The sequence below is a fragment of the Gilliamella sp. Pas-s25 genome (assembly GCF_009795885.1).
In the GTDB taxonomy this organism is placed as follows: Bacteria; Pseudomonadota; Gammaproteobacteria; order Enterobacterales; family Orbaceae; genus Gilliamella.
Window position 1 is genome coordinate 1 of sequence record NZ_WTEV01000004.1, and the last position, 14,263, is coordinate 14,263.

At 36.8% G+C, this 14,263-nt stretch carries 14 protein-coding genes; 3 read left to right on the forward strand and 11 right to left on the reverse strand.

The features are described 5' to 3' along the window. The first annotated feature begins 620 nt into the window (after positions 1-620). Entirely contained in the window at positions 621-2,741 is a 2,121-nt protein-coding gene (gene rlmKL, locus GQ593_RS02780; protein ID WP_160430522.1) for a bifunctional 23S rRNA (guanine(2069)-N(7))-methyltransferase RlmK/23S rRNA (guanine(2445)-N(2))-methyltransferase RlmL, read from the forward strand. A gap of 230 nt (positions 2,742-2,971) precedes the next feature. Here rlmKL and GQ593_RS02785 read toward each other — a convergent pair whose 3' ends face one another. Then, on the reverse strand, positions 2,972-3,400 hold the full coding sequence (locus tag GQ593_RS02785; protein ID WP_091346196.1) for a universal stress protein: 429 nt from the start codon (positions 3,398-3,400) through the stop codon (positions 2,972-2,974). Positions 3,401-3,533: 133 nt separating this feature from the next. On the opposite strand from GQ593_RS02785, the gene GQ593_RS02790 reads away from it, so the two are divergent. Together GQ593_RS02790 and GQ593_RS02795 are read left to right on the forward strand one after the other, a co-directional pair. Then, positions 3,534-3,938 carry a GNAT family N-acetyltransferase gene (locus tag GQ593_RS02790; protein WP_091346198.1) on the forward strand — a complete coding sequence of 135 codons (405 nt, stop codon included), beginning with the start codon at positions 3,534-3,536 and terminating at the stop codon, positions 3,936-3,938. Position 3,939: 1 nt separating this feature from the next. Beyond that, on the forward strand, positions 3,940-4,521 hold the full coding sequence (locus GQ593_RS02795) for a Maf family protein (protein ID WP_160430523.1): 582 nt from the start codon (positions 3,940-3,942) through the stop codon (positions 4,519-4,521). 24 nt (positions 4,522-4,545) lie between these two features. Here GQ593_RS02795 and GQ593_RS02800 read toward each other — a convergent pair whose 3' ends face one another. The 10 genes from GQ593_RS02800 to GQ593_RS02845 all read right to left on the reverse strand — a co-directional run bounded on the left by GQ593_RS02800 (position 4,546) and on the right by GQ593_RS02845 (position 14,103). After that, positions 4,546-5,211 (reverse strand): ABC transporter ATP-binding protein, encoded by a 666-nt coding sequence (locus GQ593_RS02800; RefSeq protein WP_091346202.1) that lies wholly within the window; start codon positions 5,209-5,211, stop codon positions 4,546-4,548. Positions 5,212-5,213: 2 nt separating this feature from the next. Further along, on the reverse strand, positions 5,214-6,425 hold the full coding sequence (locus tag GQ593_RS02805; protein ID WP_160430524.1) for an ABC transporter permease: 1,212 nt from the start codon (positions 6,423-6,425) through the stop codon (positions 5,214-5,216). 85 nt (positions 6,426-6,510) lie between these two features. Further along, positions 6,511-7,044, reverse strand: a complete 534-nt coding sequence (locus GQ593_RS02810; protein WP_160430525.1) for a DUF4418 family protein — start codon at positions 7,042-7,044, stop codon at positions 6,511-6,513. A 20-nt stretch (positions 7,045-7,064) separates the two neighbouring features. Further along, the gene (locus GQ593_RS02815) at positions 7,065-7,724 is read right to left on the reverse strand and encodes an ABC transporter ATP-binding protein (protein WP_091346207.1); all 660 of its coding nucleotides are present in this window, start codon (positions 7,722-7,724) and stop codon (positions 7,065-7,067) included. Positions 7,725-7,734: 10 nt separating this feature from the next. Continuing rightward, positions 7,735-8,877, reverse strand: coding sequence for an ABC transporter permease (locus GQ593_RS02820; RefSeq protein WP_160430526.1), 1,143 nt, complete (start codon positions 8,875-8,877; stop codon positions 7,735-7,737). Positions 8,878-8,894: 17 nt separating this feature from the next. Continuing rightward, positions 8,895-10,181, reverse strand: coding sequence for an ABC transporter permease (locus tag GQ593_RS02825; protein ID WP_160430527.1), 1,287 nt, complete (start codon positions 10,179-10,181; stop codon positions 8,895-8,897). Between the two features lie 22 nt (positions 10,182-10,203). Further along, positions 10,204-11,463, reverse strand: a complete 1,260-nt coding sequence (locus tag GQ593_RS02830; RefSeq protein WP_160430528.1) for a Fe-S-containing protein — start codon at positions 11,461-11,463, stop codon at positions 10,204-10,206. A 102-nt stretch (positions 11,464-11,565) separates the two neighbouring features. Next, positions 11,566-12,129 carry an iron transporter gene (locus tag GQ593_RS02835; RefSeq protein ID WP_091346214.1) on the reverse strand — a complete coding sequence of 188 codons (564 nt, stop codon included), beginning with the start codon at positions 12,127-12,129 and terminating at the stop codon, positions 11,566-11,568. Positions 12,130-12,251: 122 nt separating this feature from the next. After that, on the reverse strand, positions 12,252-13,454 hold the full coding sequence (locus GQ593_RS02840; RefSeq protein ID WP_202115358.1) for an FTR1 family iron permease: 1,203 nt from the start codon (positions 13,452-13,454) through the stop codon (positions 12,252-12,254). A gap of 16 nt (positions 13,455-13,470) precedes the next feature. Continuing rightward, on the reverse strand, positions 13,471-14,103 hold the full coding sequence (locus tag GQ593_RS02845) for a nitroreductase family protein (protein ID WP_160430529.1): 633 nt from the start codon (positions 14,101-14,103) through the stop codon (positions 13,471-13,473). Between the last annotated feature and the right edge of the window lie 160 nt (positions 14,104-14,263).

A 14,263-nucleotide genomic window follows, 5' to 3' on the forward strand; every position in this document is an offset into this window, starting at 1 on the left:
AAAATAATGCATTGGTTTATTTAAAATAAGATTATTTTTTATTCTGTGCAATCTTTTTTTACCTTATTTTTTCTAATTTTTTAAATATCAAACAATTAAAAATACATTTTTTTACAAAAATTTGATAAATTTTGGTCATGAATATACATAAAAATAAAACTAATTTTTTTATATTAGTTTTGTAATCATTGTGGGGTATTACCTCAGTATTTACTTTTTCGGTTATATTTTGTAAAAAATATTCAGGATTCTATACCGTTTGATGATGAATTGAGACTTCGCAGTCTCTTTTTATTAAAAAAGTTAAAAGATATGATAACTAATGTATCAATCAAACATTCACAAAATCTGCCAGCCAACTAAATTACAAGATGATTCCTTTATTATTTCAGTACTAAATGCCGTCATTAACAAACATTTATGCTAGATCTTACCCATACATTTTAAACCGATGGGATATTACAAATTTTATCTGTACTTAAATGTATAAATTTCATTAAACTTCCTTACAAAATTATTATCACTTATTAAACAATATTCTTGTTAAATTCAGCCTTTATTTCCCACTATTGCAATTAGTCGGTATAATGCCAGCAATTTTATTGTAAAGTGGATTATGCATGAAAACGCTATTTGCCAGCACATCTCGCGGGCTTGAAGAGTTATTAAAAAAAGAGTTAGAACACATTGGTTCAACCAATTGTAAGATTACGCAAGGCGGTGTCTATTTTGATGCTGACGAAACAACTTTATATCAATCACTATTGTGGTCACGTTTAGCGTCACGCATTTTATTGCCAATAGCCGAATTTGATATCTATAGCGATTTAGATCTGTATTCTTGCGTATTTAATATTAAATGGACAGATATTTTTGCTGTCGATAACGCTTTTGTGATCAACTTTGTTGGTGTTAATGAGTTTATTCGTAATAGCCAATATGGTGCGCTAAAGATCAAAGATGCCATTGTCGATCATTTTTTACGTAATACCAACCAAAGGCCCAATGTAGCAAAGCAAGATCCGGATATTCGGCTTCATGCTTATTTAAATAAAAACCGTGTCACACTGTCTTTAGATTTGAGTGGTAACAGCTTACATGAGCGTGGTTATCGCCAGCAAACAGGGCAAGCACCATTAAAAGAGACCCTTGCTGCTGCCATTATTATGCGTTCAGGTTGGCAAAGTGATGAACCACTGCTTGACCCGATGTGTGGCTCGGGCACGCTACTGATTGAAGCCGCTATGATTGCATCAAAAATCCCACCGGGATTACAACGCAAACAATGGGGATTTTTTGCTTGGAAAGGCTTTAATCCAACTTTATGGAATGAGCTATTATTTTCAGCTAAACAAAATGTTGGCAAACCCAATACCCCTTTTATTGGTTACGATAATAACTCAGCAGTACTTGAACGAGCCAAACAAAATGCCATCCAAGCAGGCGTGGGTGATTTAATTACGTTTTCGATGCAAGATGTAACACAATTAAGTAATCCATTACTAGCACAAACAACAGGTATGATTATTAGTAATCCACCTTATGGCGAACGCTTAGAAAGTGAGCCAGCACTTATTGCTTTGCATACGGCACTTGGTCGACAAATTAAACAAAATTTTGGTGGGTGGAAATTATCACTATTTAGCGGCGCTCCGCAGTTATTAGATTGTTTACAAATGCGAGCAGATAGACAATTCAAAGCCAAAAATGGTCCACTGGACTGTATACAAAAAAATTATGTCATTGCTCAGCGTAACACTGAACATCCAATCAATAATCCAACGTTGCCAGCTACAGACTTTGCTAATCGATTACGCAAAAATAGACAAAAGCTAGAAAAATGGGCTGCTCAAGAGCAGCTAGAATGCTATCGACTTTATGATGCGGATTTACCTGAATACAACGTTGCTATCGATCGTTATAAAGATAAAATAGTGATGCAAGAATATGCCGCACCTAAAAATATTGATCCACAAAAAACACGCCAGCGACTTTTTGATATTATCAATGCAACCATGTCAGTACTTGAACTTACTGCCGATCAGCTAGTATTAAAAACGCGTGAAAAGCAAAAAGGTAAACAGCAATACCAAAAGCTTGGACAAAAGCAGGACTACTTTTTAGTACATGAATACCCAATTAATCAACGCAAAACCGCATTTTGGGTTAATGTAACCGATTATTTAGATACAGGATTGTTTTTAGATCATCGCTTAGCGCGAAAAATGATAGGTGAAATAAGTGCCGGCAAGGATTTTTTAAATCTATTTGCCTATACAGGTAGTGCAACAGTTTATGCTGGACTTGGCGGAGCAAAATCGACCACCACGGTCGATATGTCACGCACCTATTTGGAATGGGCTGATCGCAATTTAAAACAAAACGGTTTAACGGGTAAAAAACATCGATTAATTCAGGCTGATTGTTTGCTCTATTTATCTCAGGCTGATGAGCAATTCGATTTAATTTTTATCGATCCGCCGACATTTTCGAATTCAAAACGTATGCACGATACCTTTGATGTTCAGCGTGATCATCTAAAATTAATGACGGATTTAAAACGTCTGTTAAGACCTAATGGTACTATCATTTTCTCCAACAATAAGCGTGGTTTTAAAATGGATAGTAGTAGTATGCAAAAGCTAGGACTAACCTATCAAGAAATTACCAATAAAACGCTATCGCTTGATTTTAAACGCAACAAACAGATCCATTGCTGTTTTATTGTAAAACATCAATAAATAAAACCGCCTACATGGCGGTTGATTTGTTAAAAACAAGCCAAATAGAAAATTAAATAAAATCAACATCTTTCCTGAACAGTTTTGGTTTGGGTTTATTTAGCTAAAATATCATTGATTGTTATAATTATGATCACAATAAACAAAGGGGAGAATACCGCGCTTAAAGGCGCTCGTTTTATATCTCCCTCCCCTTTTTTAGCTATATACGTCAATATATAATGCTAAACCTACCGAATCACAAGCACCGCCGTTTTAGCTCCACGCACCACTCCTGACGCATTCGATCCTAAAAGATGCGTTGAGATATTGGGACGACGCGAGCCTAAAATTATTAAGTCTGGTTTGATTTCGTCAGCTAATGCAAGGATTTCATCTCTTGGATGACCAAATGCGATAGAAAACGATACATGCTCATGCGGTAAATTAATCGAATCCATTAATTGATGAAGGTATTGTTCCGTTTGTACTGTTGCATGATCTTTAAATTCATCAAATCCAAAAGAGTAAGCATTGATAATAGCCGATGAAACAGGCAAGGCATGAAAAAAGATGACTTGCGCATTAGACAATCTGGCTAAGCACTCTACATGTGGAATGACTTTTTTAGTTAATTCATCTTCAAGCACATCGATAGGAACTAAAATTTTTTTGTACATAACTCCCTCCTTGCTTTGTTATAGATTAGATTATATATTCAGCGAAACTAAAATAGGTTTTACCTTGCTAGTATGATACTAATTTTAAATGTAATCCCTAATTATTTTTATTCGTTTTATGATAGAGATCAACATGAATTGCATTATTTATCGTTCTGATGTCAAACCGACACTAGAACAAGCCACCACCCTTTATCGTCATTGTTCATTAGGCAAACGTCGTCCACTTACCGATACCGTACGCTTTCAAGCTATGTTAGATAATGCGAATTTGGTGGTAACTGCTTGGCATGATGATAAATTGATTGGCATTGCGCGTTGTTTAACGGATTTTGTTTATATCACCTATTTGGCAGATCTCGCGGTGGATGAAAATTATCAACGACAAGGCATCGGAAAGCAATTAATTAAAGAAGTGAAAAACAATACTGACAAATCATGTTCAATTACTCTACTAGCTGCACCACAGGCAGTTGATTATTATGCTCATATCGGTTTTAATGCGCATCCTTCAGCTTGGATTTTAAGAGATAATTAAAATGAGAATCATATTAGCCTCGACTTCACCATCACGTAAAAAGATACTTGAAAAATTAGCTATCCCTTTTGAGTGTGTGCCACCTGTATGCGATGAAACACCGCTAGTCGGCGAATCAGCTCAGCAATTGGTGGTTCGGCTAGCTAAGCTTAAAGCGCAGTCATTAGCTGCACAATTTACTGATAGTTTAATTATCGGCTCGGATCAAGTCGGCGTATTAGACGGTAATATTGTTTGCAAACCGCATACGGTTGATAATGCCCGCAAACAACTTCGACAAAGCAGCGGTAAAGCCTTCTATTTTTATACGGGAATGACAGTAATTAATACCAAAACTCAACAACAAACTACCATTTGCGAACCATTTAAAGTGACCTTTCGGCACTTAACTGATTCAGAAATTGATGCCTACATTAGCAAAGAGATGCCTTTACAATGTGCTGGCAGTTTTAAATGTGATGAACTGGGCATTACCCTGTTTGATAAACTAGAAGGCGATGATATTAATTCATTGGTTGGATTGCCATTACTAAAACTCAATAAAATTATGATCGAAATGGGCTGTAATCCACTTTTAATATAACAATTGAGCTAATAAATAAACCCATTAATCAATAAATCGCCCTGCTGACATTTTCATAACTTTCTGACTATAATGGGCAACATCGTGATCATGAGTAACAATCAATAACGCTGTACCTTGTTGATGAATTTGAGTAAGTAATTGCATAATCTCGGTTGCACTCTCTTCATCAAGATCACTGGTTGGCTCATCGGCAATAATTATTTGAGGTCTACAAATTAGTGCTCGCAATATCGCAATACGACGCATTTCACCACCAGACATATTAGCTGGATACGCATCTTGTAAGTGGCTTATTTTGGCTTTTTCAAGCAAACTCTTGGCTTCATTTAAGGGATTTTGGTTTTCTCGTTTGGTTAAATAAAAAGGCAGTCGAATATTATCAATTGCCGTTAAATTAGGTAGTAAACTGCTACCTTGAGGAATATAACCAATATGCTGATTGCGAAAGGCAGAAACTTGCTGATCATTAAGCTCAAACAAATTAGTATCATTAATAGTGATTTTGCCTTGTGTTGGCGTCAGTAAACCAGCAATCATATTAAGTAACGTGGTTTTTCCACTGCCCGATTTACCCATAATGCAAATAAAGTCATCTTTTGTCATTGAAAAACTAACATTATTCACTGCTGAAAAGGTTTGTTGCCCTCTTGTGTAATCTTTACGTAGATTTTTAACATTCAGTAACATTATTATTCGCCCTCTCTAAGAGTACTATAAGTATCAAATTTAGTCATTGATAAGGCACCATAAATGCTTGATAAAGGACCAATAATTAGCGTCAAAATAAAAACAACAATTGCATACAACACGGCATCAAATAGCGAAATATTCATACATGGCAAACCAATAGATTGGCAGATTAATAAACTAAATGCATAAAGTAATACTGCCGCAATGAAAATGCCTGCAACTCCACCTAATGCACTGATAATTAATGATTCACGCAACAACATGTTAACTAAATCTCGACGTGAAGCGCCCAGTATTCGTAATAAACTAATTTCACGCTTGCGTTCATTTAAGGTTGAAGAAAATATCACAAAAATCACAATAATGGCTAACACCCAAAAAATAGCCGATAAGCTATAGACAATGGTTGAAAAGCCTGTTAACCATTTAGCGATATTGCTTAGCATTCCTTTGGTCATAACAAAATCGATATTATAGTCCATGGCATATCTGGGCATAATTTGATTAACAATATCTTTAGGTTGATAATCTGAATTGACCTTAATAAAAATCGACGAAGCATAATCAGCAAAATGGTCAACATCCCCTTCCACTAATTTTGCATTTTTCATTAATGATTGTGCTGCAGACATAGTCATAAAGACAGAGGTATCAAATCCCATCCCTGTACTATCCATTTTAGCGGCAATTTTGAAGGGATGATTAAAAAATATGATTTCATCCCCGACTTGTGAGTTAATTTTGGAACCCACAACCACTTGATTGTCGGTTAACGGTTGTGTCAGTTGCGATTGTAGCCAAGGTTTTATCACAAAGTCGCTCTGCTGTTCAAACCCGATTAACTGTACTTTTGTTGTGCAACATCCCGCATTTAATGAAGCTATAAATAGCTGGGGTGAAATAGCATCAATGCCTTTGATATCTTTTATTTTATCAATCAAATCGACTTTTAAATAAAAGCTACTTGGTTCACCACGCAATAGAGCAACTTCCATATTTTTTTCATAACCATAAGGTACAATAAGAATATCAGCACCCAATCGGTTAGCCATGCCCGAAATACCAAGACTAAGATTTTTCATCAGCACGCTACCACCAAATAGCGTTGCTGCAAAAAGCATAATGATAATAATCAAACAACAACTTCGAAATGGTCGTCGCTGAATGTTTCGCCACGCTAAATTTGCCATGGTGAGCGGTTTTTCTTGCATGATGACTTCCTGCTTGTTTTATTAAAAGGCTATCTTTGCCTATATCAAACAAAGATGAGTATGGTTGATGTTTGCTAACAATTAGCTATCGATTTTTAGTCTTTTTATTTAAGTAATAAGTGTTAACTACAGCTACAATAAATAATAAGCTAGATAACAACACCAAAGCTGGTTTAGAGCCCATATTACATCGCATCATCTCGTTTGAGCAGACACCAATTAAAATGGTTGGAATAGCCATAGCTAATAAAGAAATACAGGCAAGAGCCATGCTTAATCCCATTCGAACAAAAACAGTACGACTAATCAGTAGTAATACGCCAATGGCAATGACTAAACAACCGACACCAATTTCAGCTCTTGCTGTCCAAAAACACTTCATGATTTTCCCTGCACCAGCAGCATGCATGTGTCCGCTATGGGCAAGCTCACTACTCGTTCTATCCATAGCATTACTTACCGTGCCACCTATTGAATCATTCATGGTATGACTCATTGTATCAACTGGCATCACAGCATTTTCAGGCGGTGGGCAAACAGGTAAGATATATAATGGAAATAAAATAATTAATACACCAAGGACAATAAAGATACTTGACGAAATAATACGGTTTTTCATATACGACAACCTTTTGTTGGTTAATTATTAATGATACGCGCGACTTTGCCGTGCTCCAGTACTACTGTGGTTTGAGCATGTTTTGATACTTCTGGTGAGTGAGTAACCACAATGATTGTACTGCCTTCTTCGTGCAGTTGATGTAGTAAGTTCATAACCATCGCTTCATTGCTTTCATCTAAATTACCAGTTGGTTCATCGGCTAATATTAACTTAGGATAATTAATTAATGCCCTAGCAATACAAACTCGTTGCTGTTCTCCCCCCGATAACTGTCGCGGTAAGTGCTTAGCACGGGCGGCAAGCCCTACCCGCTCAAGTGCTTGCATGGCTTCTTTTTCGTCAACCATACTATGATAATACTGGGCGACCATAACATTTTCTAGTGCAGTTAAATACGGTACTAGATGGAATTGTTGAAAAATCAAGCCTATCTTATCTCGGCGAATTTCTGTCAATTGGGACAAAGAAAGCTGAGTAATATCTTGTCCATCGAGAATAACCGAACCAAGTGAAGGTTTATCCATACAACCAATGATATTCATCAAAGTCGTTTTACCGCTACCAGATGGTCCCATGATCGATAACCAATTCCCTTCCTCAACCGTTAGATTCACCTCAGACAATGCATGCAGTGAACCATAAATCTTAGACACATTTTTTACTTCGAGTATATTCATACTTTATATCCTATTCACCACGTAAAACTAACGCTGGTTCAACCTCAAGTGCACGTTTTACCGGAATTAAACACGCAATCACCGTAACTATCGCCGAAATAATAATGGTGACCGGGATTAGATAAAACTCAATAATAATTGAACGACCAAACACATTGGTACTGATGATTTGCGCAAAAATAAACCCACAAATAGCACCAATCATGCCACCAACGATACCTAAAACTAATCCTTCGGCTAAAAACTCTTTTGCGATACTTTGGTTAGTTGCCCCGATTGCTTTTTTAAGACCAATCTCTTTGCGGCGCTCCATGACCACAGTCATCATGGTGGTGGCCACACAAATCATAGTTAGTATTAATACAACAAAAGTGACTAAATAAAGTAACGAGGATAATTTACCAAGTACTAGAGTTTCGGATTTTGTCACCCATTTAATCAAATGAGGATCGATTGTGCTGGATTGTTGTTTGAGTGTCTCAATATACTGCTGTAACTCAAGTTCAGTTGCCGTAATACTCACTTCGACTACTTCGGCTTGTTCTCTTTCTTCAAATAACTGTTCTAAATCATGTAAGTCAATAAAAATAAAACCATCTTCAGAGCGACCCGTTTTGACAATGCCGGTGACTTTCAGGTCCTCATCAAAACGTGAGTCTTGTTTAGATTTACCCGAAATGGTCACAGGGCTACCAATGGTTAACTTAGCGAAATTAGCAATATCGGTACCAATCATTATTTCATGTGGATTTTGTGGCAACGTACCTTCAATGTGCCAATAAGGACTAGTTTTAGTTACTTGCTTAAAGTCTGTTCCCACAATAGTATAAGGGTGCTGATTACTACGAATGGACTCATAACGAAACGGGGTCACGCCAAGTAATTTATCTTTTGGCAAAAAACTCACCGCATTATTAACATCCGTCATTGCCACAGTTGGCTGATTATTAGCGGGTAACAATAGAAGATTAGCCCCATAAGAACGGAACTCTTGCCCCATTTGCCGTGGTATATCATAACAAAGCGTGATCATACCAAGGAGCACAGTTGCCCCAATTGCAACACCAAGCAAGGCAATAGCAATGCGAGAACGGCGGCGGATAAGTGAACTAAACACCGTTTTAACAATAAAGCGTCTATTTTTATTCATCATGATAGTGACCTTTCACCTTATCGACCATGCAGCACATTTGTTGGACGTAAAAACATCATAATACGCAATGCTGGTAAGCTACCTAGCAAGGTGATCAAGCTAACCATAATTAGGACTAAAGGCACAATGATCATTTTAGGCTGAACAAACGATCCAAATACGGTATGACCAATGATTTGCGCAAAGCCAAGCCCAATAAAGTAACCCAAAAAACCACCAAGCAAGGCAATAATTAAGATCTCAGTTAATATTAACATCGCAACCGCTGTATTGGTTGCGCCAAGCGCTTTTAATAAACCAATTTCGGTACTACGCTCAATAACATTAGCTGTCACCAAATTCGAAATCGCCAATGCCGAACAAATCAACGATAAGATAGTCAGCAATAACATTAATAATTGTGTTTTTTGTAATATTGCACCTTCAGATTCAGCCACTTGCATAATAGCTTTGACTCTAACATCAGGCATTAATTCTTCAAGTTGATAAGCTATTGAACTGATATAAGCGGTACAATACCATGTGTCCCACTCGGTTCTAGATAAGCTATTCGGATCTTGCGCCGCTTTGCGCGCTAATTCGTTTTCGGGGGTGGTTAATGCACTCACCTCAACACGCTCAACCAGCCCTTTTTTATTGGCAAGATCTTGTGCAACTGGTAATGATACATAAATTTGAGCATCTTCTACGCCCCCACTATGAAAAATATTATTCACTGTCAGAGTAAGCTTTTTGTTGTTTTGCATTGAGATAATATCTATCGTATCACCTAGCTTTAAATTCCACTGTTTCGCAACAGTTTCACCTACCATCACACCTTGCAAATTGTCATCGATCATGGGCTTACCGTCAATTGTCCACCACGATTTCATAGCTAACATGCCCGTATCAACCTGATCGCCAGTTGGTATGTTAAGATGTTTATTAAACCAAGTGCCCACCACCGTAATTGGCTTATCATTAAAGTCTGCTTTAGTCGTTAGGAATGGCGCAAAATCAACGATATTATAGGCCCAAAATATCATCTTAATTTTGACAAGTTCATCTTGCTTAATATACTGCACAGCTTGCCCTTTATCATTGTTATCAAGTTGATACATTTCACTAATTACAGAACTACCACGAGGAACGATATTAAGATTAGCGCCATAGGCTTTTAATTCTTGGTTCACTTTATCCCCCACGTCAAACATCACATTTAACATGGCGGTAGCAAGCGAAACGCCCAAAGCAACCGTTAGGGCAATAAGAAAGAGTTTCTTTTTTTGGTGAACTAATACACTACATAACATTCTGCGAAACATAACCTATTCCTTTTAATACGCTTTATTTGAAACGACTTTTTTCTGCTTCAAGATTCGCAGGGCGAATCACCATATTGCCGTCAATAATTTCGTATTTAAGTGGGACAGGGTTACACCCACCCGAAAATCCAATCGTTGCAATATTCATAACTACATCACACAAACTACATACCACTTGATTACCGCGTTGGTAGTAACCACTTGCACCACAAATATCACAAGCATCAAATCCAACACCATAAGCATTTTCGCTTTTTTTGATAATAATAAAGCGAACTAGAGTACCATCCGTTGTTTTATAACCATAACGATGTAAATTACCATCGTTCACTTGATCAAGGGGAATAACAATTAAGCCATGGGCATTAGGGGTCACTGGCTCAGCTGGTGTAAGCTCTACCCCTTTTTCAAAAATATAACGCGCACGCGTTACAGTATAAGCAGTGATTGCGGTACCCGCCATAATCATTAAGGCACTTCTTCTATTGCTGTGTAATTGCGCTTTTAGTTTGCGAATTTGAGCTGGATTACTACCCACTAACGAGGTTGTTTTAGACTTGATGTATAAAGCAATGGCTAAACAAAGCACAATAGCCATAAAAATAAAGATAAAAAAGTTAACATGTCCAAGAATGAAAATAACCAACTTCATCATCCAAGGCTGTGTTGAAATAAAACGTCTAACAATTAATATTTGTAAAATATTAATGCTATTTTGAATAGCAAAAATAATAATCGACAATGCAGTAATGGTAAAAACAAATTTAGTCGACAATCGACCACAAGCACGATAAACAAACAGCCCCGTTAACAAAATAACCAGCAGAGCAAACCCATAGCCTACCCACTTAAATAAGTAGTCATGATTAAAGATAGAATCCATACCAACTGCAAATTCGAACGGGTAAAGCATTAAATTAGGTAAATATTGAGCACTGATCGAGCCAATACCTACTACAAATAGCACTATCAATACAGCATTGCCAACACGTCCAATGCAATTATCAGTAGATTTTTGTAAACAAATACCTATTACAACGGGTATAGCAATAATAACCCAAGGTATAATTACCCCAAGATCATAAAATTCACGAACAGCAAAACCCGTATTGCGTTTTAAAACGACATAGACTAAGGCAGCAACAAATCCCACTATAAAACCGAATAAAATAATTTTTTTACTATGATTAGGTATTGATTTCACAACTACTGCACTAAGTAGTGCCATCATCATGGCCGGAACGAAAGTATTATCGGTAATATTGATAAGGTATTGAAGCATATTCATTGCCTAGTGATTACAAATGTTATTGGTGAGCATAATGCTCACCAATAACTGACTATTAATTATCAAATATAATTATATTTAGTGTTTAAAACACAATTACCATGCACGTGGAATATAATCAAAGTCCCAAGAAACTTCAATCGGTTTAGTCCAGAAGCGACCTTCTACCCCTGTTTCTTTATCAACGTGTAATAAATAACCTTGTTTTTCAGGATTTTCAATCGTAAACGTGACTTTATATTTACCTGCACCATCAAGTTTAATATTATTACCATAGTGAGGGCCATCCGATGCGTTCATTGGCATAAAGTTACCTTCGATCGCTTTATCGCTACCTTCTTTTTGTATTTTATACTTAACGGTCAAATAAGGGACAAAATCACCAACGCCATAACCTAATTTGTTACCTTCTGCAGCAGAGATATCTGCTTCAATATGCATATCTGATTTTGAAGCTGGCAAACCACCCATTCCAGCCGGTTCCATATCAACAGGTTGGAAATAAACTGCGCCAATATGTAATGGACCAACAGTGACTTCATCACCGATTGGGAACTCTTCAAAACCTTTTTGTTCACCTGGCGCTGGCGCTGCTGCGTGAGCAAACGAAGATAACGCAAGTATTGAAGCAATACCCGCCGATAATACTAATTTTTTCATTGAAAACTCCTTCACTTTCTTTTTAACAACTTTTTTAACGAATATTCCTAAAGGCTTGTCTCTATTTTATTGGTGGCAAATCCGTTCACTCTTCAAACCATTCTTTTAAATGAATTATATTATTAACTCTTATAATTTTTATGACTAGGCTTAAATATGTAATATATAACTGCAAACGCCACAATAAACACCATAATGACTTGTGGAATTAATGTCTCTAGTGTTGGATAAATACCTAAAATCTCAACAGAATGAACAAAATCAACAGGAGAAACCGAAATAATATCAGCCTCTTGCAACTCTTTCACTCCACCACCAGCAAAAGCAATTGCCATAACATACATTAATATACTAGTACCAATAAAGAATGGTTTAATAGGCAGTTTCATTGAGCCAAAACGAATCACCATAAAAATCACTGCTAGCACAATTGTCCCAAAGGCTAGTCCATACCAAACCTTATCCATATGATCTTGAGCATCAACTAACATGGCTTGATAAAATAAGATCGTTTCAGCACCTTCTCGAAAAACAGCTAAAAAAGCGGCAAAACCTAATGCAAAACGACTTCCTGATGAAATTGCTGTTTGCACTTTACCTTGGACATAACTCTTCCACGCTTCAGCTTCGGCTTTAGAAAACATCCAGTTACTAATAAAAAACAACACCACTGTTGCAAGTAACATTGCCGAACCTTCTATAATTTCTTGATTAGCGCCACTGATTGTAATTGCAGATCGGAGTGCTATCGCAGCAAGTACACTGGCAAAAACAGCAGCAAGTGAACTCATATAAACTACTTTCACCATTGGCATATTCCCAGAACGAACAAGATAAGCTGAAATTGCTGCAATGACTAAAATCGCTTCTAAGCCTTCTCGGAATATAATAATAAATGAAGCAAAGAAAACGCCCCAACCACTCTCTTTTTTGCCATCCAATTCGTTAGCGTCTTCATGCAACATTTTTAAAATTGTATCTATCTCAACACGAACAGCTTTATTTGGTGCACCATCACTCATCAACCGCTTAATTTTAGCAAATTGATATTCAGTATCAGTGCCACGCTTACCCGAAATATAAGACATAACAGCACGCTCTACCCCGTGCTTTTCATAAAAGCCAAAATAGGCATTATTAACACGAGCTTTGGCACGCTCAACATCTTTCATAAAATAGATATCATAAGCGTCATTTAAAATGACATCCATTTCACTAATAATGGCATTCCAACTTTCATATTTTTTTTCTACCGCATAAGACGATGGTGCAAAGGACATCAAGCTTGCAATAAGGAGCAAAGCAAGTGTAATAAATCTTTTCATATCCCGTTATTACCTCTTATTTTCCTAATAAAAGCATACCAAGTGGTTTACTGCCTTCGGGTAATTCTAGCTCTTGGATGATGACGTCTGGTTTAATAGAATGAATATAACGGGTGCTTAATTTCAACGCTGTCGCAGCTAGATAGGCATTTTGACTCATTGCACCAACAGCTGTGTAACTAAAGTTAGTAATTTGTTCTGGATTGATATCCGTAAATGCACGCGCATCTGACACAAAAATCAACGAATAAGCCGCTCGCTTAGTAAAATTTTGTAAACCAATATCAGCACGAATATCTTTATTATTAATTTCTTTTAAATAATGTCCTTCCCACTCATATAAAAAAGTGCCCTTTTCACCGGCAACATAAATTCGTACGTAAGGAGAATTACCATTAGCCATTGGCACAGTCCAACCATTTTTGCCTCGGTTTAAACCACTTGCCGCCCAAAGCACAGTTGAAAGTTCATCATCAGCCACTTGACCAACAGGGAAACCGCCTCCGGGCGTTGAAGAGCGCTTTTTCAAACTTGCAAACAAACTCATGCCATCTCTAGTTTGTGGTGTTGGTAATGTAATATCGGCATAACAACAAGAAAAGCAAAATAAAGATAAAATGGCAATGACTTTCCGTATAAAACACGGCATAGCAACCCCTGACATTATAATAATGGAATAGGGATATCTTATTGCGAATGACATCAATTATCAACATCAAATAGTAACAATTATCATTAGTAACACTATTTTTGTTGGTATTTTATAATACGAAATTAACCGATATTTTTATTTTTTTGCGCATTAAGTA